This is a genomic window from Streptomyces celluloflavus (genome assembly GCA_000720995.1).
In the GTDB taxonomy this organism is placed as follows: Bacteria; Actinomycetota; Actinomycetes; order Streptomycetales; family Streptomycetaceae; genus Streptomyces; species Streptomyces celluloflavus.
The window spans coordinates 422068-443188 of sequence record JOEL01000002.1 but is presented as its reverse complement, the minus strand read 5'-3'; the positions used below and the strand labels follow the sequence as shown (position 1 = coordinate 443188).

Below are 21121 nucleotides of genomic sequence, written 5' to 3'. Positions count from 1 at the left end.
CAGCGTCCTCGCTAGTGTCGCCTCCCACACCACCATGTGGCGTCGGAGGACTTTTTCAAAGGAACCTCATCCACCGAAGTGGACGGGGTATCAACATATTTGGCGTTGACTTTTGGCACACTGTTGAGTTCTCAAGGAACGGACGCTTCCTTTGCGCCTGTTTCACCAGGCTCTCCGGGCGCTTCCCTTCGGTGTTTCACACTCTATCAGGCCGTTTCGGGCTTTCGAACCGCTGCTTTTCTGTAGGAATACAGAAGCGCACAATTCGAGAATCTCGATCAAGACTCTGAGGGAGTGCCGCCCACTCTCCTGGTCGCAGTGATTGCGTCCTGGTGTCCGGGGCAGGTGTCAGACAGTACAGCCCTGCTGTGGGCGAGGCAAATCGATTCGGCGGGGTTCTGGATCTCTGACGGGTGTCGCGCATGCGGAACCGTCAGTTCTTATGACTTACGCTTCTGAACGGTGCGCCGTCCAGGACAGGTAGTGACGGCGGCCTGATGAATCTCCACCCCTGGGAGGCTTCCCATGACCACCGTGACGTCCCCGCTTGCAGGACGCGCCATCGGACTCGCGGCTGTGCCCGACCCGGTGTTCTCCGGCGCGATGGTGGGTCCCGGTACCGCCATCGACCCCGTTCGTGAGCCGTCCACGGCCGTCTCGCCCGTGGACGGTGTTGTCGTATCGCTGCACCCGCACGCGTTCGTCGTCGTCGACGGCAGTGGGCACGGCGTGCTCACGCACCTCGGCATCGACACCGTTCAGCTCAACGGCGAGGGCTTCGAGCTGCTCGTCGACAAGGGCGACACCGTGACGCGCGGCCAGGAGATCGTGCGCTGGAACCCGGCCGCGGTCGAGGAGGCCGGCAAGTCGCCGGTGTGCCCGGTCGTCGCGCTCGAGGCGACCGCCGACTCGCTCGGTGAGGTGCGCGAGGACGGCGACCTCAAGGCGGGCGACACGCTCTTCTCCTGGCAGTAGCCGGGCGCCGTCCGTGACGGCAGGTACGACATACACCGCGGCGGCACAGACCGTCGCATCAACCGGAGACGGGTGAAATGGAGACAACGCTGCGAGGCGTCGGGGTGAGCCACGGCGTGGCCATCGGCGAGGTGCGGCACATGGGCACGGCGGTTCTCGAGCCGCCGGCCAAGCAGATTCCGGCGGAGGAGGCGGAGCGCGAACAGGGGCGCGCCCGCCAGGCCGTGGAAGCTGTTGCCGCTGACTTGATCGCGCGGGGGAATCTGGCCGGCGGCGAGGCGCAGGCCGTGCTCGAGGCGCAGGCCATGATGGCCCAGGACCCCGAGCTGATGGCCGATGTCGAGCGACGGATCACCGTCGGCAGCACCGCGGAGCGCGGTGTGTACGACGCGTTCGCCGCGTACCGGGCGCTGCTGGCGGGTGCCGGTGAGTACCTCGCCGGCCGGGTCGCCGACCTCGATGACGTACGGAACCGGATCGTCGCCCGCCTGCTGGGCGTACCGATGCCGGGTGTGCCGGACAGTGACGAGCCGTATGTGCTGATCGCGCGCGATCTGGCGCCGGCGGACACGGCGCTGCTCGACCCGGCGCTGGTGCTCGGCTTCGTGACCGAGGAGGGCGGGCCGACCAGCCACAGCGCGATTCTCGCGCGGGCGCTGGGAGTGCCGGCCGTGGTCGCGATGCCGGGTGCGGGTGAGCTGGCCGAGGGCATCGTGGTCGCCGTGGACGGCAGCACCGGCGAGGTCTTCGTCGAGCCGAGCGCCGACAAGCGTGCCGCGCTGGAGCAGGCCGCGGCGGCGCGGAAGGCGGCGCTCGCCGCGTCGTCCGGGCCGGGTGCCACCTCCGACGGGCACAAGGTGCCGCTGCTGGCGAACGTCGGCGGCCCGGCGGATGTGCCGGCCGCGGTCGAGGCCGGAGCCGAGGGTGTCGGTCTCTTCCGGACCGAGTTCCTCTTCCTGGACGACAGCCACCGGGCGCCGTCCGAGGAGAAGCAGGTCGAGGCGTACCGCAAGGTGCTGGAAGCCTTCCCCGAGGGCCGGGTCGTGGTGCGGGTGCTCGACGCCGGTGCCGACAAGCCTCTCGACTTCCTGACGCCGGGCGACGAGCCGAACCCGGCGCTGGGTGTGCGGGGTCTGCGGTCGCTGCTCGACCACCCCGATGTGCTGCGGACGCAGCTCACCGCGCTGGCCAAGGCCGCCGAGGGGCTGCCCGTCTACCTCGAGGTCATGGCCCCGATGGTGGCGGACCGGATCGACGCCAAGGCGTTCGCGGACGCGTGCCGGGAGGCCGGGCTCCAGGCGAAGTTCGGCGCGATGGTGGAGATTCCCTCTGCCGCGCTCCGGGCGCGTTCGATCTTGCAGGAGGTGGAGTTCCTGTCGCTGGGCACCAACGACCTGGCGCAGTACACCTTCGCGGCGGACCGCCAGGTGGGTGCCGTGTCGCGGCTGCAGGACCCGTGGCAGCCGGCGCTGCTCGATCTCGTGGCGGCTTCGGCCGAGGCCGCGAAGGCCGAGGGCAAGAGCTGTGGTGTCTGTGGTGAGGCGGCCGCCGATCCGCTGCTGGCCTGTGTGCTGACCGGTCTGGGCGTCACCAGCCTCTCCATGGGTGCGGCGTCGATTCCGTATGTGCGGGCTTCGCTGGCCAAGCACACGCTCGCGCAGTGCGAGCGCGCCGCGGCCGCGGCGCGTGCGGCGGACACCGCCCAGGAGGCGCGGGTCGCCGCGCAGGCGGTGCTCTCCGGGGAGTGATCCCGGCGGCGCGCCGCGTCGCAGGAGTGTCGATGGCCGTCCCGCCCTTGTGGCGGGGCGGCCATCTGCCGTATGAGGCCGGGCGGGGCGGCCGTCAGCGGTGCCGGTGGTCGTCCGGCGGGGGTGTGAGGGTCAGGCCGGGGGCGTGGTCGACGCCGGGCTCGGGCGGGACGGGATCGCCGGTGCCGGGGTCGGTGCAGTAGGCCGTGAAGACCTCGGCCGCGGTGAGGGCGCGGAGCCAGGAGTCGCGCAGGGACCAGCCGCGGACGGTGTCCCGGGCACCGCTGGTGCCGCTGCCGGTGTCGGTATCGGCGCTTGTACTGGTGCTGGTGCGGGAGACGATGCCGCCGGGTGTGCGCAGGGCGATGCCGGTGGCCAGGACCGTGCAGAAGACCAGGGATTCGGATTCGGAGAGCCGGCGGCGGCCGCCCTCGGCCGTCGTGTGCAGGACCGCCAGGAGGGACCGCTCCCCCGCCGGGACGCTGCACACCAGGTGGTGGGTACCGTCGCCGAGGGCTTCGAGGAGTTGGCGGAGGGCCTGGGTGGCGCGGGTGAAGGCGGTGTGTGCGAGGTCCGCGCCGCACTCCTCGCAGTGGCCGGCGCGGGAGAGCAGGGTGTTGGCGTGCTCCCAGGTCGCCCGGTGGTCGGCCGCTTCGACGAGCGGGGGCAGGAGCTCGGTGAGCGGTTCGCCGCCGTAGGGCAGTGTGGCTCCGGCGCAGGCGGTCTCGGTGGTGTAGCGGGTGCGGCTCTCGGGGCGGTCGGGGTCGAGGGCGAGGTCCGCGCAGTATTCCTCGTAGGCGGCCGGGTCGAAGAGGGTGAGGGTGGTGGGGACGCCCTGGGCGGCGAGGGTGCGCAGCAGGGTCTCCAACTGCCGGAGGTAGCCGCCGTAGTCGTCGAACGGGAAGGTGCGGTAACGGCGCATGGCCGCGAAGTCCTGCTCGTCCGCCAGGACGGCGGCGGTGCTGGGGACTTCGCGGCGCAGTGCGCGGCGGCCGCCGGCCGGTTCGGTGTGCCGGGATGTGGTGGTCATGACTCCCCCTCGGTGAGATGCGCTGCTCGCCCATCGCTTGTCACCGAGAGTAATCGGGGGGTCGGACAATGGCGGTCCGGCGTTACTGTGCGCGGTCGTTGGCGATGCGCTCGTAGAAGCGGAGCAGTTCGAGGTCGTCGACCGAGCCGGGGTTGACGGCCTTGTCGAGGGGGGTGCCCTGGAGGAGGCGTTTGACCGGGACCTCGATGCGCTTGCCGGTGAGGGTGTGCGGTACGCCGGGGGCCTCGATGATGTCGTCGGGGACGTGTCGCGGGGAGAGTTCGGTGCGGATGGTCTGCTTGATGCGGTTGCGCAGGTCGTCGTCCAGGGTGGCGCCGGGGGCGAGGTGGACGAAGAGGGGCATCCAGTAGCCGCCGTCGGGGAGTTCGAGGCCGATGACGAGGGATTCGCGGATCTCGGGGAGCCGTTCGACGGCTTCGTAGATGTCGGCGGAGCCCATCCGCACGCCCTGGCGGTTGAGGGTGGAGTCGGAGCGGCCGTGGATGACGACGCTGCCCCGCGAGGTGAGGGTGATCCAGTCGCCGTGCCGCCAGACTCCGGGGTACATGTCGAAGTAGCTGTCGTGGTAGCGGCTGCCGTCCGGGTCGTTCCAGAAGCGCAGCGGCATGGAGGGCAGCGGGCTGGTGACGACGAGCTCGCCGACCTCGTCGATGACGGGCTCGCCGTGCGCGTCCCAGGCGTGCAGGTCGGTGCCGAGACAGGGGGCCTGGAGTTCGCCGATGTGCACGGGGAGGGTGGGGACGGCCCCGGCGAAGCAGCTGCAGACGTCGGTGCCGCCGCTGACGGAGGCGGTCCACAGATCGGCGCCGCTCTCCGCGAAGGAGTCGTGCAGCCAGCGGAAGCCGTCGGGCGGGAGCGGCGAGCCGGTGGTGGCGACGCAGGTGACGGCCGAGAGGTCGAAGTCGCGGGCGGGGTGGATGTCCGCCTTGCGGCAGGCCATGACGTACGCGGCGGAGGTGCCGAAGACGGTGGCCCCGGTCCGTGCGGCGACCTGCCACTGAGCGGAGATGTCCGGGTGGCCGGGGCTGCCGTCGTAGAGCACGAGGGTGGTGCCCACCAGTAGGCCGCCGACGAGGAAGTTCCACATCATCCAGCCGGTGGAGGTGTACCAGAAGAAGCGGTCGTCGGGGCCGAGGTCGCAGTGCAGGCCGGTCTGCTTGAGGTGTTCGAGCAGGATGCCGCCCTGGGACTGGACGATGGCCTTGGGCAGGCCGGTGGTCCCGGAGGAGTACAGGACCCAGAGCGGGTGATCGAACGGGACCTGCTCGAAGACCGGTTCGGTGTCGTCCGAGGTCAGTTCCGACCAGGTGTGGGCGCCTTCGGGGGCGGGTGTGCCGAGCAGCGGGATGTGGACCACGGCGCGGAGGGTGGGAAGTTCGGCGCGGAGCTCGGCGACGGTCGCGCGCCGGTCGTGTTCCTTGCCGCCGTAGCGGTAGCCGTCGACGGTGAACAGGATGACCGGTTCGACCTGCTGGAAGCGGTCCAGGACGCTGCGGGCGCCGAAGTCCGGGGCGCAGGAGGTCCAGACGGCGCCGACCGCGGCGGTGGCCAGGAGGGCGACGACGGCTTGCGGGATGTTGGGGACGTAGCCGCTGACGCGGTCGCCGGGGCGGACGCCGAGCCGGCGCAGCGCGGCGGCCAGCGAGCCGACCTGGGCGCGGAGTTCCGACCAGGCCACCGGGGTGGGCTCGTGGGTCTCGTCGACGTACAGCAGCGCCGGGGTGCCGGCGCGGGCCGGGTCCTGGGCGTGGCGCAGCGCGTGCTCGGCGTAGTTGAGGGTGGCACCGGGGAACCAGCGGGCGCCGGGCATCGTCCGGTCGGCGAGGACGGTCTCGTACGGGGTGGTGAACCGGACGTCGAACCATTCGGCGATGGCCTGCCAGAACCGGTCGAGGTCGTCGACGGACCAGCGGTGCAGGGCGGCGTAGCTCGCGGCCGGGTCGCCCGGGGTGGGGGCGGGTGCGCCGTGGTGCTCGGCGGCCCAGGCGTGGAAGCGGGTGACCTGTGCGCCGGCGATGCGGTCCTGGCCGGGCTGCCAGAGGGGTTCCGGCTGCGGTGCGGACTGCGGTGCGGTGGTCATGATGCGGCTCCTGGGCGATACGCGTGGTGTGCGTCGGTCGCGCGTGGCGGTGGGTGTCCCCCTCCGGTGCGGTGGGGTGTGCGCGTGACACGGCTTGCCTGGACGATGCCATGTGATCGACTCGTGCACCAGAGCGGACCCCCCACATTCGGGGGGTACCCGGTGTGGGGCGGCCACGGCATGCGGGCCCCGGGGCTGTCTCCCGGCCGGTTCCGGCCACCGGGGGGCGGGCCGATTACCGGGAGGTGGCCGACATGATCTCTCACAGGTGAACGGGAGTTGAACGGTACCGGCCCGCAGTTCCGTCAATGGCAGGCTGACCGGCATGGACAGGCGTGATCTCGGGCGTGCTCTGGTGCGGTCGGTACGGATGGTCAGGGCGATCGGGCCGGCACAGGGGCTGCGCTCCGTGCGCACGGCATGGCGACGGCGGCGTGCGGACGCGCTGGCGTTGCCGCGGCGGGGTGCGGAGCGGGCGCGGGTGCCCGGGGCCGCGCGGGGCGCGGAGCCGCAGCCGGGTGGCGGGGTGATCCATTTCGCCCGGTCGTCGCTGCGGGTGCGGGTGGCGGCGGGCGGCGCGGTGTTCTGCGGCTGGGACGGCGCCGCGCCGGAACCCTCGTACGCACTGGCCGGGGCGTGTCCCGAGGTGGACGCACGGGCCGTGCTCGAACCGGATACGGAGGGCGGCTGGCGGGTGGTCTCCGAGCGGCTGCTGGTGGTGGTGTCCCGTTACGGCGCGGTCGAGGTGCGGACACCGGGCGGGGCGGTGCTCCGTCGCGAGCTGCCGCCGCGCTGGTGGGACCGTACGGACGGCGCGGACGGCGGGACGGACGGGAAGAAGGGCGGGAAGAGGGGCGGAAGGGGCGGGAAGGGCGGGAGGGGCCGTGGGGACGGCGCGGCAGGCGGTGGGGAGGCGGGCGCCGGGGCGCCGCCGGCCCGGGAGTCCGAGCGCTCCCGGGGCCCGGAGGGGCTTGAGCGGTCGGAGGGGTCGGAGCGGTCCGAGGCATCGGAGGGGCCCGAGCGCTCGGAAGGGTCAGAGCGCCCCGAGGCGTCGGAAGGGCCCGAGCACTCGGAAGGGTTCATCGGGTCGCGGTGGGTGCAGCGGTCGGAAGTGGCGGCCGATGCGCGGTTCTTCGGGCTGGGGGGCCGGGCGCACGGACCGCGGCTGCGCGACGGGGTGTACCGGCTGTGGAACACCGATCCCGGCGGCGCGTTCGGGCCGGGTGACGATCCGCTGTCGCTGACGATGCCGGTGCAGCTGGTGGTGGCGGACGCCGGGACGCATCTGGTCTTCCACGACAACTCCTGGGACGGGCGGGTGACGCTGCGCGAGGGCGAGGAGGGCGCGGGCTCCGGGCACGACCGGCCCGGCACCTGCGAGGTGCGGATGGACGGCGGGCCGCTGCGCTACTGGGTGCTGGCCGGCACCCCGGCCCGGGTGCTGCTCGGCTGGACGGCGCTGACCGGTGCCCCCGCGCTGCCGCCCCGTTGGGCGCTGGGCCATCAGCACGCCCGTTGGGGGTTCGGCGGGGCGACGGAGGTGCGTCGGGTGGTCGCGGGCTATCGGGAGCGCGGGCTGCCGCTGGCCGCCGTCCATCTGGACATCGACCACTACGACGGGCACCGGGTCTTCACCGTCGACCGGGAGCGCTATCCGGATCTGCCGGGTCTGGCCCGGGAGCTGCGGGCGGACGGGGTGCGGCTGGTGTCGATCGTCGATCCGGCGGTGAAGGCGGAGCCGGGCGGGGCGGTGTACGACAGCGGGGCCGCGGCCGGTGCGTTCGTCCGGGACGCGCGCGGGCGGGAGGTGCGCGGTGTGGTGTGGCCGGGCGAGACGGTGTACCCGGACTTCACCGACGCGCGGGTGCGCAAGTGGTGGGGCGCGCTGTACGCGGAGCGGCTGGCGCAGGGGTTCGCGGGGGTCTGGCACGACATGAACGAGCCGGTCTCGTTCGCGGTGTTCGGTGAGCCGACGCTGCCGCGTTCGGCGCGGCACGCGCTGGAGGGCCGGGGCGGCGACCACCGGGAGGCGCACAACGTCTACGCGCTGGCGATGGCGCGGGCCGGGTACGAGGCGCTGTGCGAACTGCGGCCGGACGAGCGGCCGTTCCTGTTCTCCCGGTCGGGGTGGGCGGGTTTGCAGCGGTACGGGGGCAGTTGGTCGGGCGATGTGGCGACGGGCTGGCCGGGGCTGCGGGCGTCGCTCTCGCTGGTGCTGGGGCTCGGGCTGTGCGGGGTGCCGTACAGCGGTCCGGATATCGGGGGGTTCTCCGGGGTGCCGTCGCCGGAGCTCTATCTGCGGTGGTTCCAACTCGGCGCGTATCTCCCGCTGTTCCGCACCCATTCGGCGATCCGGGCGGGGCGGCGGGAACCGTGGGAGTACGGGCCGCAGGTGCTGGAGCACGCGCGGGCGGCGCTGCGGGAGCGGGTGCGGCTGCTGCCGTACTTCAACACGCTGGGGCAGTTGGCGCGGCTGACCGGTGCGCCGTACGTCCGCCCTCTGTGGTGGAACGCGCCGCGGGACCGGGCGCTGCGGGACTGCGAGGACGCGTTCCTGCTGGGGGACGCGCTGCTCGTGGCGCCGGTACTGGAGCCGGGCGCGACCCGGCGGGCGGTGCGGCTGCCGCGCGGGCGGTGGTACGACACGGCGACCGGGCAGGCGTACGAGGGGCCCGGCCAGGTATGGGTGGCGGCGCCGTTGTCGCGGATTCCGGTGCTGGCACGGGCGGGCGCGGTGCTGCCGGTGGCGGGCGCGGACGGTACGACGGAGCTGGAGGTGTGGGCGCCGGCGGCCGGGCACCGGGGCGGCGGTCCGGTGGTGCCGGACGCCGGGGACGGCTGGCGGCGGCCGAACGTCGAGCGTTTCACCTCGCGGCTGGAGGGCGGGCGGGTGGTCGTGGAGCGGCACGGCGGCAACGCCGTGGGGTACCGGGTACGGGTGCGTGGAGCGGATACCGGGCCGGACAAGGGGACCGGGACGGATCCCGGAGCGGGGTCGGACGGGGGAACCGGGTCGGATTCGGGGACCGGGACGGATACGGGCGGGTCCGCGGCGGGCGGGGGCCGGTAGTGGGCGGCTGCCGCGCGGGCGGGCGGTTCCCGTAGAGGTGCATCGCGGCGGCGAGCCGTTCCCGTCGGGGGACTTCGCATCGCACATCGCCTCGTACATCGCGGCGCACGCCACGGTGCGCCGCCCGGCTTCCCGTCACGGTGCGCCGCGCGGCCTCCCGTCGCGGCGCACCGCGTGGCCTCCGCCCGTCGGGTGTCCCCGCTCCCGGCACGGCCCGCGTCCCGGAGGGTTCCCCTCCATGGGCCGTGGCTGGTAAACGGGGGCCATGCCGAGACTTACCGCCGCGCTGCGCGGCCTCGCCGTTGCCGCCGCCGCCCTGCTGACCGTCACCCTGCTGCCGTCGAGTGCGGTGGCGGGCGTCCCCGCCGCCCGGCCCGCCCCGCCCCCGGCCGCGGAGCCCAAGGCGCCCGCGGAGTTCGTCGCGCTGCGCGCGGTGGATCCCACGATCATTCAGGAGATGCGCTACTTCACCCCGCATGACTTCATGGGCGTACCGGTGACCGGCTATCGGGCGCCGGTGTGCCTCGTCACCCGGGACACGGCACGGGCGCTGCACCGGGCGCAGCTGTCGTTCCTGCGCCGCGGCTACTCCCTCAAGGTCTACGACTGCTACCGCCCGCAGCGCGCCGTGAACCACTTCATCCGGTGGGCCGAGGATCCGGGCGACCAGCGGATGAAGGACGAGTTCTATCCGCGGGTCGAGAAGTCGGCGCTCTTCCGGGACGGCTATATCGCCGAGAAGTCGGGGCACAGCAGGGGCAGCACCCTCGATCTGACGCTGGTACGGCTGCCGGCGCTGCCGACCAGGCCGTACCACCCCGGGGAGCCGCTGTCGTCCTGCTACGGCCCGAAGGCGGCCCGCTTCCCGGACAACTCGCTCGACATGGGCACCGGCTTCGACTGCATGGATCCCCTGGCGCACACCCTCGATCCGCGGATCACGGGCACCCAGCGGGCGAACCGGCTGCTGCTCAAGCAAGGTCTGGAGCAGGCCGGGTTCGTCAATTACGCCTACGAGTGGTGGCACTACACCCTCGCGGCGGAGACCTTTCCGGACACCTACTTCGACTTCCCGGTGTCCCTGCGCTCACTCGTCCGGCACTGACGTCGACCGGCCGCCGCGGGCGGGGCGCGCCCGCGGTCCGGGGCACGGAATCACCCCCGTCGATCCCGTGCCCCGGACCCTGCTGTGAGGGACGCGGTCGGGTCGCGTCCGGTTCGTTGAAAACACGAGAAATACCGAGGAGTAGCGGAACGGAGGTCCGGCCCCGTTCCCCTTGGTCCGGGCCATGGCCACATGCGCCCCGGCCACCCCGGATGGCCGGTTCGCGCCCCGTCCCCGGGGCCGCACGGGACCACCGTGACACCGGATGCTGACAGCCTCCACGGGCCCGGCTACCGTGCGGGCATGACCGACCGAGAGAGCAACCAGGAGCGCGAGGGAGAGGCCGGGCGTGCGGGCGGCCGGCGGTTCGGCTCGTACGAGGAGTTCTGGCCCTACTACGTCGCGATGCACTCCAAGGCGGCCACCCGCTGGGTGCATCTGACGGGCACGCTGACCGGGCTGGCGGTGTCCGCGTACGGGGCGCTGCGCGGGCGGCCGAAACTGCTGCTCGCCCTGCCGCTGATCGGCTACGGCACGGCCTGGCCGGCGCACTTCCTCATCGAGCGCAACAACCCCGCGACGTTCGGACACCCCGCGTGGTCGCTGCGCGGGGATGCGCAGATGATTCGCATGATGCTCAAGGGGCGGGACGCGGAGCTGGCCGAGATCGCCGCGAAGTGGCTCGCGGAGCACGGGAGTTAGCGAGGTCCGGCCGACGGAGGGGTAACGGCGGCCGACGGATCCGCGGCCGGGAGGGGACGGCGGCGCTCCCCCCCACTCCTCCCCCGCGGCCACCGCTCGGGAGCCGACGGGGTTCCGCGCCGAGCCGGCGGAGCTCCGTGCCGAGCCGACGGGGTTCCGCGCCGAGCGGGCGCGTGGCACACTCCTGACGTTCCGTCAGTTCTACGATTCCGGCGATTCGGTGAGCTGCGTGCGCCGTGTGAGTGCGTTCCACCGGTCCGTCGGTCGCGTTGCCGGGAGGCGTTGTGCCGCGTACGCGTAAACCCGTGGTGCCGGGTTGGTTCGATCAGGACGCCGCGGATTTCCGGCTGCTGGGGACCCGGTGCCGGGCCTGCGGCTCGGTGTTCTTCCCGCGGGAGGACTCCTTCTGCCGCAACCCCGGCTGCGCGGGCGACGAGCTGGACGAGGTGCCGCTGTCCCGGCGCGGCACGGTCTGGTCCTACACCGACGGGCGCTACCGCCCACCCGCCCCCTACGTCTCCGACCCCGACGCCCCATGGCAGCCGTACACCCTGGTCGCCGTGGAGCTGGCGGCGGAGCGGATGGTGGTCCTCGGGCAGGCCGCGCCCGGTGTCACCGTCGACGGCCTGACCGTCGGCGCGGAGGTGGAGCTGGTGCCGGGGGTGCTTCACGAGGACGCCGAGCACATCTGGACGACCTGGTACTGGCAGCCGGTCGCCACGGCCGCACCGGAGGCGTCATGACGGGCGAGGTGGCGGTGCTCGGTGCCGGGATGCACCCCTGGGGCAAGTGGGGGCGCGGCTTCGTCGAGTACGGCACCCGGGCGGCGCGGGACGCCCTCGCGGACGCCGGACTCGACTGGCGCGCCGTACAGAGCGTGGTCGGGGCGGACACCGTGCGCGGCGGCTACCCCGGCTATGTCGCGGGCGCCGCCTTCGCGAAGGCGCTGGGCTGGCAGGGCGCCCGGGTGACCAGTGTCTACGCGGCCTGTGCCTCCGGCGCGCAGGCGATCGGCACGGCGCGGGCGCAGATCCTGGCGGGCCTGGCGGAGGTGGCGCTGGTGGTGGGTGCCGACGCCGCGCCGAAGGGTTTCTTCGCCCCGGCGGGCGGCGACCGCCCCGACGACCCGGACTGGCTGCGCTTCCGGGTGCTGGGGGCCACCAACCCGGCGTACTTCGGGCTGTACGCGCGCCGCAGGATGGCGCTGTACGGCGACACCGTCGAGGACTTCGCGCAGGTGAAGGTGAAGAACTCGGCGGCGGGCGCGGTCAATCCGTACGCCCGTTACCGCAAGCGGGTCACGGCCCGGGAGGTCGCCGCGTCGGCGGTGGTCGCCGATCCGCTGCGGCTGCTGGACATCTGCGCCACCTCCGACGGCGCCGCGGCGCTCGTGCTGAGCAGTATGGACTTCGCCCGCCGGCACGGCGCCGCGGACCCGGTCCGGATCCGCGCGGTCGCCACGGCCACCCCGCACTATCCCCGGACCGTGCTCGACCTGCCCGATATCGCCACCGACTCGGCGGCGGCCGTGCCGGAGCCGGCGACCGCCTTCCGCGCCTCGATCGCCCGCGGCGCCTACGAGGAGGCGGGCATCGGCCCCGAGGACCTCTCGCTCGCCGAGGTCTACGACCTGTCCACCGCCCTGGAGCTGGAGTGGTACGAGGACCTGGGGCTGTGCGCCGCGGGTGAGGGGGCGCGGTTGCTGCGGGAGGGGACGACGGCGCTCGGCGGGCGGCTGCCGGTGAACACCAGCGGCGGGCTGGCCTCCTTCGGGGAGGCGGTGCCGGCCCAGGCCATCGCGCAGGTCTGCGAGCTGACCTGGCAGCTGCGGGGGCAGGCGGGCGCGCGTCAGGTGCCGGGCGCGCGGGTCGGGGTGACGGCCAACCAGGGGCTGTTCGGGCACGGGTCCGCGGTGGTCGCCGTCCGGTGAGACCGGGGACGCGCCGGGCGTGCGGCCCGCACCCCTGACGGTGCGGGGTGCGGGCCGTACCTCCGCGCCCCGTCAGGGAAGCGCGGGCTCGCGCCGCCGGGCGCCGAGGCGCATCGCGTGCTGGACGACGGCGATCAGCACGTCCCGGGCGGAGTCCTTGTGCCGTGCGTCGCACAGCATCACCGGTACCTCCGGGTCGAGGTCCAGGGCGTCCTGGACGGTCTCCACGGCGTAGCGGTCGGCGCCGTCGAAGCAGTTGACGGCGACGGTGAAGGGCAGGCCGCGGCGCTCGAAGTAGTCGATGGCGGCGAAGCTGTCCGCCAGCCGCCGGGTGTCGGCGAGCACCACGGCGCCCAGCGCGCCAAGCGCCAGCTCGTCCCAGAGGAACCAGAAGCGTTCCTGACCGGGGGTGCCGAACAGGTAGAGCGTCAGCCGCTCGCTGAGGGTGATCCGGCCGAAGTCCATCGCGACGGTGGTGGTGGACTTGCCGGTCACCCCGTCGAGGTCGTCGACCGGCCGGCCGGCTTCGGTCAGCCGCTCCTCGGTGCGCAGCGGTTTGATCTCGCTGACCGCGCCCACCAGGGTGGTCTTACCGACGCCGAACCCGCCCGCGACCAGGATCTTGAGCGTCATCGGGTCCGCGGTGGCGGGCCGGCTGCGGCGTTCCGAACGCCCGAAGGCCATGGGAATCGTCTCCAGGATTGCCGGGTACAGAGGGTGAACTCGCGCAGGGTCCCCGGGGGACGGCGAGCGTCCGGCGTCAGCGGCCGGAAGGGAACGGTACAACGTGCCCGCCGGTGAGCCCACTCGAGACGGGCCATGGCCGGGAACGGTGCCCGCGGAGTCCCGTAATTTCCCCAAATGGTCTGCGGGAAGGGCTGGTTGGCGGGCACCGCTCAGCGTGGGGTGAGCGCAGTGGGCCGGTCCAGCAGCCCCAGGAGGCCGACGAAGCCGGCTTCCACGAACGCGCAGATCTCCTCCCGCGCGTCCGCGTCCGCCGGGCGACCGCCTCTTCGGCGAACGCCATCCAGGCGCCCGAGGCCAGCTCCAGCCGGGGGACGTCCGGCAGGCCCAGCCGCCGCCGTCCCTCGCACACCCGCCCGGCGAGCGTCCGGCGGGTCTCGCCGACGATGTCGGCCACCACCGGATGGCTGCCCGCCGCGCCCCGGACCAGCGCGCGGTACGCCTGCCGGTGCTCCAGGACGTAGCCGACGAAGCCCGCGATGAAGGAGCGCAGCCATTCGACGGGGCCGAGCGAGGCGTCCGGTTCGGTGGCGGCCGTCAGGCGGTCGCACTCCGCGCGGACCACGGCGCGGTAGAAGTCGTGTTTGGAGTCGAAGTAGTGGAAGAGCAGTCCGCGCGAGATACCGGCCCGCCGGGCGACCTCGTCGGTGGAGAGCGCGTCCAGGGAACGGCCGGCGAGCATCTCCCGGCCGATCTCGACCAGCTGTTCCCGGCGCTGGTCGGGGGTGAGACGGGTGGCGCGCTTGCCGGACATGTCCGCAGTGTACGGCGGCGCGGGCCGGGCCGGACGGGGATCGTCCCCTCCCGCGACCGCGGTCAGGTGTACCGGCCGAGGTGGTGCAGGATCCGGGGTACGAGCGCGTCGGGGACCTCTTCGGGCAGCCAGTGGCTCGCCCCCGCCAGCGCCTCGAAGCGGTACGGGCCGTCGACCCACTCCCCCGTCGATTCGGCCGCGACACGTCCCAGGGCGACGTCCTCGCTGCCCCACAGGAACAGGGTGGGGACGGCGATCCGGCCCGCGGGGACCGAGACGGCCTCGCGGGGCGCCCGGTACCAGTTCAGGGTGGCGGTCAGCGCGCCCGGCTCGGTGAGCCTGCGGACGTTGGCCGCCACCAGCTCCTCGGCGACCCTGCCGCCGTACGCGGCGCGCAGCCGGGCCGCGCCGTCGGCCAGCAGGGCGCGCTCGGCGGCGCCGTCCGCCTGGCGGAAGAAGCGCACATAGTCCAGCCGGTGGTGCTGGTCCGGGTCCTGGGCCGCCGCGCGGCTGAGGGCCTCGGGGTGCGGGGTGGCCAGTACGGTCAGCGACCTCAGCCGCTCGGGGTGGGCGGCGGCCAGCGCCCAGGCGACCATGCCGCCCCAGTCGTGGGCGACGAGGTGGAACCGGCCGGCGCCCTGGGAAGCGGCGAACGCGAGGGCGTCGGCGACGAGTTCGGGCACGGCGTAGTCGGCGGTCCGCGGCGGGCGGGCCCGCGGGGAGTAGCCGCGCTGGTCGACCGCGACGGCGCGGTAGCCGGCCGCGCCCAGAGCGGTGAGCACGGCGCTCCAGGAGTCGGCGAACTCGGGCCAGCCGTGCAGCAGCAGGACGAACTCGCCGTCGGCGGGCCCGGCCGCCAGGGCGTCGTAGGTGTACGGGCCGGCCTCGATCGTCAGCTGCTCGAAGGGGGCCGGGGTGGTGTCCGGGGACATGGCGGTGCTCTCTTCTCTTCGGCCGCCGCGCGGCGCGAACCGTACGGACGGACCGTCGGATGGGCGTCGGTGCGCGAGCACCGTGTCACAGCGCGCGCAGACCGTCGATCACCTCGCGCAGGATCTGCTCGTCCGGCAGCTCGGCCGGCGGTACGGGGCGGCTGACGTGCACCAGTCCCGCGTCCAGGAGATCGCCGATGAGCACCCGTACGACGCCGACCGGCAGATCGAGGCCGGCCGCCAGCTCGGCGACCGACAGCGGTGTCCGGCGGCAGCGCCCGACGATGTCCACATGCTCGGGCGAGAGCGTCTGGTCGGCGACCGTCTCGTCCGCGCGGGTCTCCGCGATCACCAGCGCGATGAGGTCCAGGCGTCCTTCCGCGGCCGTGCGGGTGCGCCCGCGGGTCATGGCGTACGGGCGGACGACCGGGCCCGCGTCGTCGTCGAACCAGCGGGCCGCCGCACGGTCCGGACCGGCCCGCCCGGCCCGCCCCTCCTGGTCCCTCATGGCGTCACCGTCGGCGCCCTCAGGTGGTCAGCCCGGACCGGGGCGCGGTGACCAGGTGTGCGCCGACGCGTTTGACGAGCAGGGTCATCTCGTAGGCGATCAGCCCGACATCGGAGTCGGCGTCGGCGAGGACGGCCAGACAGCTGCCGTCGCCGGCCGCGCTGACGAACAGGAACGCGTCGTCCAGTTCGACCAGGGTCTGCCGGACCCGGCCCGCGTCGAAGTGCCGGCCGACGCCCTTGGCCAGACTGTGGAAGCCGGAGGCCACCGCTGCCAGATGCTCACCGTCCTCGCGGGTCAGGTCCTTGGATGCGCCGGTGGCCAGCCCGTCGCTGGACAGGACGAGTGCCTTGCGGATGCTGCCGACCCGCTCGACCAGTTCGTCGAGGAGCCAGTTGAGCTCGCCCGTTCCCTGCGACGCGTCCGGTGCGGTGGAAGCTGCTGCCTTCGGTGCGGTCATGGACCGTCTCCTCCCGATGTCGTTCCTGGTGCGGTGGTGCCCCCGTCGCCGCGGCGCGCGGCTGCGTCGCGGGTGGTGTCCGTGCGGTGGGCGGCGGTCTCCGCGGGGCCGCCGTCCGGTGCGGTGCCGGCTCCCCCGCCGTCCGGGGCCTCGCCGTTGTCGCGGCGGCCGCGCTGCCAGCCGCGCTGGAGCGCGGCCATCCGGGCGCGGACGGCGTCCGCGTCGCGGTCGTCGTCGTCCGCCGCCTGCTGCCGGACCGGGTCGGTCTTGAGCTGCGGTGCAAGGCTGGCCTGCCGGACCCGGCGGGGCAGTCCGCCGGAGGCCGGGGGCGGTGGTGTGACGGGTACGCCGTCCACCGGCTCAGATGTGCCGTCGCCGGAGGGCCGCGCTCCGTGCCCGGTGTGCCGTCCGACGCGGTCCGGGCCGGGGCGCTCGGCGGGTGGTTCGCCACCGTCGTCGCGGGCGTCGAGAGGTCTGCCGTGGTCGGCGACCAGGACCGGCGGGCGCCGGCGGCGCGGCAGCGGCGCGGGGCCGCCGCCCGGCGCCTGGTCCCGGCTCTGCCGGTGCTGTTCGGCGGCCGGGGGCGGGGCGGTGCCCGCGGGGGCGGCGGGTGAGGGCGTGGGGCCGGTCGGCGCGGCGGCCGGGCCCCGGCGGCCGCGGCCCCGGGCGTGGTTCCGGCCGCGGGGGCGGCCGGCCGCGTCGGCGCGGGGCGCCTCCCGTCCGGCCGGTTCGTCGAGCGCGGCCAGGGTGCGGCCCGCGCGCTCCGCCAGCGGGACCGGTATCTGCGCGAGGACGGCCAGCCGGTCCACGGCCTCCTCCGGTGCGCCGTTCGCCGCGCCGTCCAGGGCCGCCGCGCCGGTGTCGTCGCGGCCGTCCTCGGCGGTCTCGGTCAGGATGGTGCCGGGGATGAGGACCACGGCGGTGGTGCCGCCGTACGGCGAGGGCTGGAGCGAGACCCGTACGCCCTGCCGCCGGGCGAGCCGGCTGACCACGAACAGGCCGAGCCGGTCGGTGTCGGACAGCTCGAACTCCGGGGTCTCGGCGAGCCGGAGGTTGGCGTCCAGCAGCAGGTCGGGGGCCATTCCCAGACCGCGGTCGTGGATCTCCAGGGTGAAGCCGTTGGGGACCCGCTCACCGCGTACCTGGACGGCGGTGTGCGGCGGTGAGAAGACGGTGGCGTTCTCCACGAGTTCGGCGATCAGATGGGTGAGGTCCGAGACGGCGGGCCCGTCCACCGCGAGCCGCGGCAGCCGGCGCACCTCGATGCGCGCGTAGTCCTCCACCTCGGCGACGGCGGCCCGTACCACGTCCATCAGCTGGACGGGTTTGCGCCACTGCCGGGAGGGGGCCGCGCCGGAGAGGATGACCAGGCCCTCCGCGTGCCGGCGCATCCGGGTGGTCAGGTGGTCGAGGCGGAAGAGGTCGGCGAGTTCGTCGGTGTTCTCGGTGCGCCGCTCCATGGCGTCCAGGAGGGTCAGCTGACGGTGCAGCAGGACCTGGCTGCGGCGGGCGAGGTTGACGAACACCTCGGAGACGCCGCGGCGCATGTCCGCCTGTTTGACGGCCGCCTCGACGGCGGCCCGCTGGAGGGTGTTGAGCGCCTGGCCGACCTGGCCCGTCTCGTCGTGGCCGAAGTCCAGCCGGGGCGCCTCGGCCGCCACGTCGACCCGCTCGCCGGCCGCCAGCCGGCGCATGACGCTGGGCAGCCGGACGCCGGAGACCTCGTGCGCGTCCTTGCGCAGCCGGGTCAGGTCCTTGACGTGCCGGCGGCCGATGCGCAGGGAGACGATGACGGACACCAGCAGGGCGACGAAACCGAGGACACCGGCGATACCGGCCTTGATCACGACGGCCCGCGCGACCGGTGCGACGCGCTCCTGGTAGCGGTCGCCGGCGTCCTTGCCCAGCTGCTGGAGGTCGCCGAGCACCGTGTCCGCGGTGGATTGCCAGCGTTCGGTGTTGACGGCGTGCGGTGCGTCCCGCGCACCGGCGGCGATCACGGCGTCCTCGAAGGAGGTCAGCGCGCGGGCCGTGGCGGTACGCCAGTAGTCGTCGTAGGCGGTGCGCTCCGCGGCGGGCAGGGCCGCCAGACCGGTGGCGTACAGGACACGGCGTTCGGCGATCCGCTCGGTGAACGCCCGCAGATCGCGGGTGCTCATGCTGCCGGAGGTCAGGACCGCGGACAGCAGGGCGTCCTCGCGGGCGAACGCCTCGCGGGCGCGGGTGAGGGTGACCAGCGCGCGGCCCTCTTTGTCCATCTCCACGTCCGCCAGGGCGTGGAGGGCGGCGAGGAAGTCGTAGTGCGGGTCGACCAGGCTGTCGTACGCCTCCATGGCCTCCTCGCGGGTGAGGGTGTTGCCCTCGACCTCGGTGCGCAGGGCGGGCAGGCCGTCCAGTCCCTTGATGACGTCGCGCATCCGGGCGCCCGCGCCGGCGGTGAGGTCCTCGCGTACGCCGGGGTTCCGGGCGTTGGCGCGCAGCCGGGCGGCGGCCTCGTCGGTGGCCCGGTCCCGCTGGCGCAGTTCGGTGAGCGCGTCGGCGCCGCGGCGGTCCGCGAGGTAGAGCAGGCTCTGCCGGCGTTCGTTCTGGAGGGCCTGGACGACGTCCTCGGCCGGGTACCCCAGTTTCCGTACGACGTTGCCGACGTCCAGCAGCTGGTTGGCCTCGCGGCCGGTGAGGTAGGTCGCGAACGCCCACATGGCGGTCAGGGACACCAGCGGCACGAGCAGCAGCGCCACGATCTTCCGGCGGATCGACTTCCCGCGAAAGCGCATGGCCTCCCCCACGTCAACCCCGGCGCACGGGGGCGGTGTTCCGTCAGCAAACGGCGCGAGCCTACTACTGTCGGGTGACCGGGCCGAAGGCTCTTCCGGACGCCGTGGCGCGGGGTTCGGGGCGGGGCGGTCATGAGTTGTCCGTCGATTCCCGGACAACCCACCCGTGTTTACGGCCCCGGACGCCGCTCCCGTCTCCGGTGCCCCGCCGCGCCGGTTGGCCGGAATTCTGCTACCCCGGGTGATCCGGTGGCTCCGGGGTGCGTGACGATGAGGGTGGACGAGGTGCGGCGACACGGGCAGTACCCGGTGAAATCCGGGCAGCCACCGAGGAGTCGGACATGCGCGGAGAGTGCGGGGAGTGTGACGCGTTCATGGACACCGGCAGGCGTGCCCTGTGGCAGGAGGAGCCGGCGACCCGGTGGCGGATGCCGGATCCGGTGCGCACGGCCGCGGTGCGCGCCGTGATCATCGTGGCGGTCACCCTGATCCAGGCCATGGTGGCGTTCCTGAGCACCGTGACGGGATCCTGGCTCGCCTTCCCCGCGGTGATCAGCACGGTCGCCAGCACCGTGGTCGCCACCTGGGGGGTGCTGGACGTCTGGGTGACCCGGCAGGTGTGGGTGCAGCGCAACGGCGTGTGGTCCCAGCCGAGCAGTACGGCCCGGGAGTTGCGCCGGGAGCGGCGGCGGGCGCGCCGGCAGCGGCGGCGGGAGGCCCGGGACGGCTCCGCGCGGGCGGACCGCGCGGCGGCGTGAACGGGCGGCGGCCGGTGTGCCGTCGGGGGCCGGTGTGCCGTCACGCGCGGGTGGGCGCGGCGCCCGGCCGGACCGGGCTCACGCCATGGACTCCTCGGACACCGCGAGCCGGATATGGATCACGCCGTCCAGGACGCTGACCTCGTGGGTGCGCACGGGCCGGCGGGCGGGCGGCCCGGCGGGGACGCCGGTGCGCAGGTCGAACCGGGCGGCGTGCAGCGGGCATTCGACGTGGCAGCCCTCGGCCCAGCCGTCGGAGAGCGAGGCGTCCTGGTGGCTGCAGGTGTCGTCGAGGGCGTAGAGGCCGGTCTCGGTGTGGAAGACGGCGATGGCGGGTGTGGTGTCGTCGATCTCGATCCGTACGGACTCGCCTTCGGGCAGGTCCTCGATGCGGCAGACGGGAATCATCTGGCCCCCCTCGCGCTGATCGGTATCATGGCGTTCTGAATAACGCATCGCGGAGCGCGATGCGCAACAGAATCCAAGCCGGGGAGCGGGCCGTCAAGGGCTTCCCGCAGAGCTGCCGTCGGACGCGCCCCGCGGGGCCACCGGGTGGAGACGCGGAGACCGATGTCGAACACGACCGATGCGGCCGGGGAACGGTCCGAGGAGCGGCGCGGCGCGGCGGGATCCGTTCAGTCCGTGGACCGCGCGGTGAGCGTGCTGGAGATCCTGGCCCGGACGAGCGAGGCCGGGGTGACCGAGATCTCCGAGGAGCTGGGCGTCCACAAATCGACCGCGTTCCGGATCCTGGGTGTGCTGGAGACACGCGGGCTGGTGGAGCAGGAGAAGGAGCGCGGGAAGTACTTCCTGGGCGCCGGGGTGCTGCGGCTGGCGGGCGCCGCCGCGATCCGGCTGGACATCTCGCAGGAGGGCCAGCCGGTGTGCCGGGCGCTCGCCGACGACACCGGGGAGACCGCCAACATCGCGGTGCTGGACGGCGATGCGGCGGTGAACATCATGCAGGCCAGGGGCGCCGCCGCGGTGACCGCGTACAACTGGCTGGGCCGCCGCACCCCGCTGCACGCCACCGCGAGCGGCAAGGTGCTGCTGGCGCATCTGCCCCGGGAGCGGCAGGAGAGTCTGGCGGCACGGAAGCTGCCGCGGTTCACCGGGCACACCCTCACCGCGCCGGCCGCGCTGCGCGCCCAGCTCACCGCCGCCGCCGAGGACGGGTTCGCCTGCTCCGCCGAGGAGCTGGAGATCGGGCTGAACGCGGTCGCGGCGCCGGTCCGGGCGTACGACGGCGCGGTGATCGGGGCGATCGGCGTCTCCGGGCCCGCCTACCGCATGGCGCGGGCACGCCTTCCGGAGCTGGCCCGGCTGGCCGTCGGGGCCGCCGCCGAACTCTCCCGCCGGATGGGCCACCCGGGCTGATCCACGGTCAGGAAATTCCCCTCTTGACGGATTCCTGATGGACTTCCAGCATGTCTCCCATGGCGCAACGCGATGTGCCATAGGCAACAGCATCCGGTACGTACCGGGTGCGGCGGAGCGCCGTCCGACACGCCCCGGCACAGCGCGCCGCGC

Annotated in this window: 17 protein-coding genes and 1 pseudogene; 9 read left to right on the top strand and 9 right to left on the bottom strand. The window is 73.7% G+C overall.

The genetic code is table 11. From position 1 onward, the window contains the following. Positions 1–525 precede the first annotated feature (525 nt). Positions 526–975: a PTS sugar transporter subunit IIA gene (locus tag IH09_RS03495; RefSeq protein WP_052853768.1), complete on the top strand. Its 450-nt coding sequence runs from the start codon at positions 526–528 to the stop codon at positions 973–975. 77 nt (positions 976–1052) lie between these two features. Then, the gene (gene ptsP, locus IH09_RS03490; protein ID WP_052853767.1) at positions 1053–2723 is read left to right on the top strand and encodes a phosphoenolpyruvate--protein phosphotransferase; all 1671 of its coding nucleotides are present in this window, start codon (positions 1053–1055) and stop codon (positions 2721–2723) included. Positions 2724–2817: 94 nt separating this feature from the next. On the opposite strand, the gene IH09_RS03485 is transcribed toward ptsP, so the two are convergent. After that, entirely contained in the window at positions 2818–3753 is a 936-nt protein-coding gene (locus tag IH09_RS03485) for a hypothetical protein (RefSeq protein ID WP_052853766.1), read from the bottom strand. Between the two features lie 82 nt (positions 3754–3835). Next, complete coding sequence (locus tag IH09_RS03480) at positions 3836–5854, bottom strand: acetoacetate--CoA ligase (RefSeq protein ID WP_052853765.1); 2019 nt, start codon at positions 5852–5854, stop codon at positions 3836–3838. A 325-nt stretch (positions 5855–6179) separates the two neighbouring features. On the opposite strand from IH09_RS03480, the pseudogene IH09_RS03475 reads away from it, so the two are divergent. The 5 genes and pseudogenes from IH09_RS03475 to IH09_RS03455 all read left to right on the top strand — a co-directional run. Continuing rightward, a pseudogene (locus IH09_RS03475) lies at positions 6180–8801 on the top strand (glycoside hydrolase family 31 protein); the annotation flags it as partial. Between the two features lie 388 nt (positions 8802–9189). Continuing rightward, positions 9190–10029 (top strand): M15 family metallopeptidase, encoded by an 840-nt coding sequence (locus IH09_RS03470; RefSeq protein ID WP_052853763.1) that lies wholly within the window; start codon positions 9190–9192, stop codon positions 10027–10029. A gap of 303 nt (positions 10030–10332) precedes the next feature. Then, on the top strand, positions 10333–10731 hold the full coding sequence (locus IH09_RS03465; RefSeq protein ID WP_052853761.1) for a DUF962 domain-containing protein: 399 nt from the start codon (positions 10333–10335) through the stop codon (positions 10729–10731). Positions 10732–11015: 284 nt separating this feature from the next. Next, the gene (locus tag IH09_RS03460; protein WP_094794811.1) at positions 11016–11474 is read left to right on the top strand and encodes a Zn-ribbon domain-containing OB-fold protein; all 459 of its coding nucleotides are present in this window, start codon (positions 11016–11018) and stop codon (positions 11472–11474) included. After that, positions 11471–12661, top strand: a complete 1191-nt coding sequence (locus IH09_RS03455) for a lipid-transfer protein (protein ID WP_052853756.1) — start codon at positions 11471–11473, stop codon at positions 12659–12661. The genes IH09_RS03460 and IH09_RS03455 overlap by 4 nt, the downstream gene beginning before the upstream one ends. 72 nt (positions 12662–12733) lie before the next feature. Here the strand turns inward: IH09_RS03455 and IH09_RS03450 are convergent, their stop codons facing one another. The 6 genes from IH09_RS03450 to IH09_RS03425 form a co-directional block, all read right to left on the bottom strand. Next, positions 12734–13345: a GTP-binding protein gene (locus IH09_RS03450; protein ID WP_052853755.1), complete on the bottom strand. Its 612-nt coding sequence runs from the start codon at positions 13343–13345 to the stop codon at positions 12734–12736. Between the two features lie 76 nt (positions 13346–13421). Then, positions 13422–14159, bottom strand: a complete 738-nt coding sequence (locus IH09_RS03445) for a TetR/AcrR family transcriptional regulator (protein WP_240150936.1) — start codon at positions 14157–14159, stop codon at positions 13422–13424. Positions 14160–14221: 62 nt separating this feature from the next. After that, positions 14222–15091, bottom strand: a complete 870-nt coding sequence (locus IH09_RS03440; protein ID WP_052853753.1) for an alpha/beta fold hydrolase — start codon at positions 15089–15091, stop codon at positions 14222–14224. An 85-nt stretch (positions 15092–15176) separates the two neighbouring features. After that, positions 15177–15599, bottom strand: coding sequence for a DUF742 domain-containing protein (locus tag IH09_RS03435; protein ID WP_052853751.1), 423 nt, complete (start codon positions 15597–15599; stop codon positions 15177–15179). A 19-nt stretch (positions 15600–15618) separates the two neighbouring features. After that, on the bottom strand, positions 15619–16059 hold the full coding sequence (locus tag IH09_RS03430; protein ID WP_052853749.1) for a roadblock/LC7 domain-containing protein: 441 nt from the start codon (positions 16057–16059) through the stop codon (positions 15619–15621). Then, positions 16056–18833, bottom strand: a complete 2778-nt coding sequence (locus IH09_RS03425; protein ID WP_052853838.1) for a sensor histidine kinase — start codon at positions 18831–18833, stop codon at positions 16056–16058. The genes IH09_RS03430 and IH09_RS03425 overlap by 4 nt, the downstream gene beginning before the upstream one ends. 374 nt (positions 18834–19207) lie before the next feature. Between IH09_RS03425 and IH09_RS03420 the strand changes: the two genes are divergently transcribed. Next, positions 19208–19591, top strand: coding sequence for a hypothetical protein (locus tag IH09_RS03420; RefSeq protein WP_094795571.1), 384 nt, complete (start codon positions 19208–19210; stop codon positions 19589–19591). Between the two features lie 78 nt (positions 19592–19669). Here the strand turns inward: IH09_RS03420 and IH09_RS03415 are convergent, their stop codons facing one another. Beyond that, the gene (locus IH09_RS03415) at positions 19670–19999 is read right to left on the bottom strand and encodes a bifunctional 3-phenylpropionate/cinnamic acid dioxygenase ferredoxin subunit (protein WP_052853745.1); all 330 of its coding nucleotides are present in this window, start codon (positions 19997–19999) and stop codon (positions 19670–19672) included. A 162-nt stretch (positions 20000–20161) separates the two neighbouring features. On the opposite strand from IH09_RS03415, the gene IH09_RS03410 reads away from it, so the two are divergent. After that, positions 20162–20968 (top strand): IclR family transcriptional regulator, encoded by an 807-nt coding sequence (locus IH09_RS03410; protein ID WP_052853744.1) that lies wholly within the window; start codon positions 20162–20164, stop codon positions 20966–20968. Positions 20969–21121 lie beyond the last annotated feature (153 nt).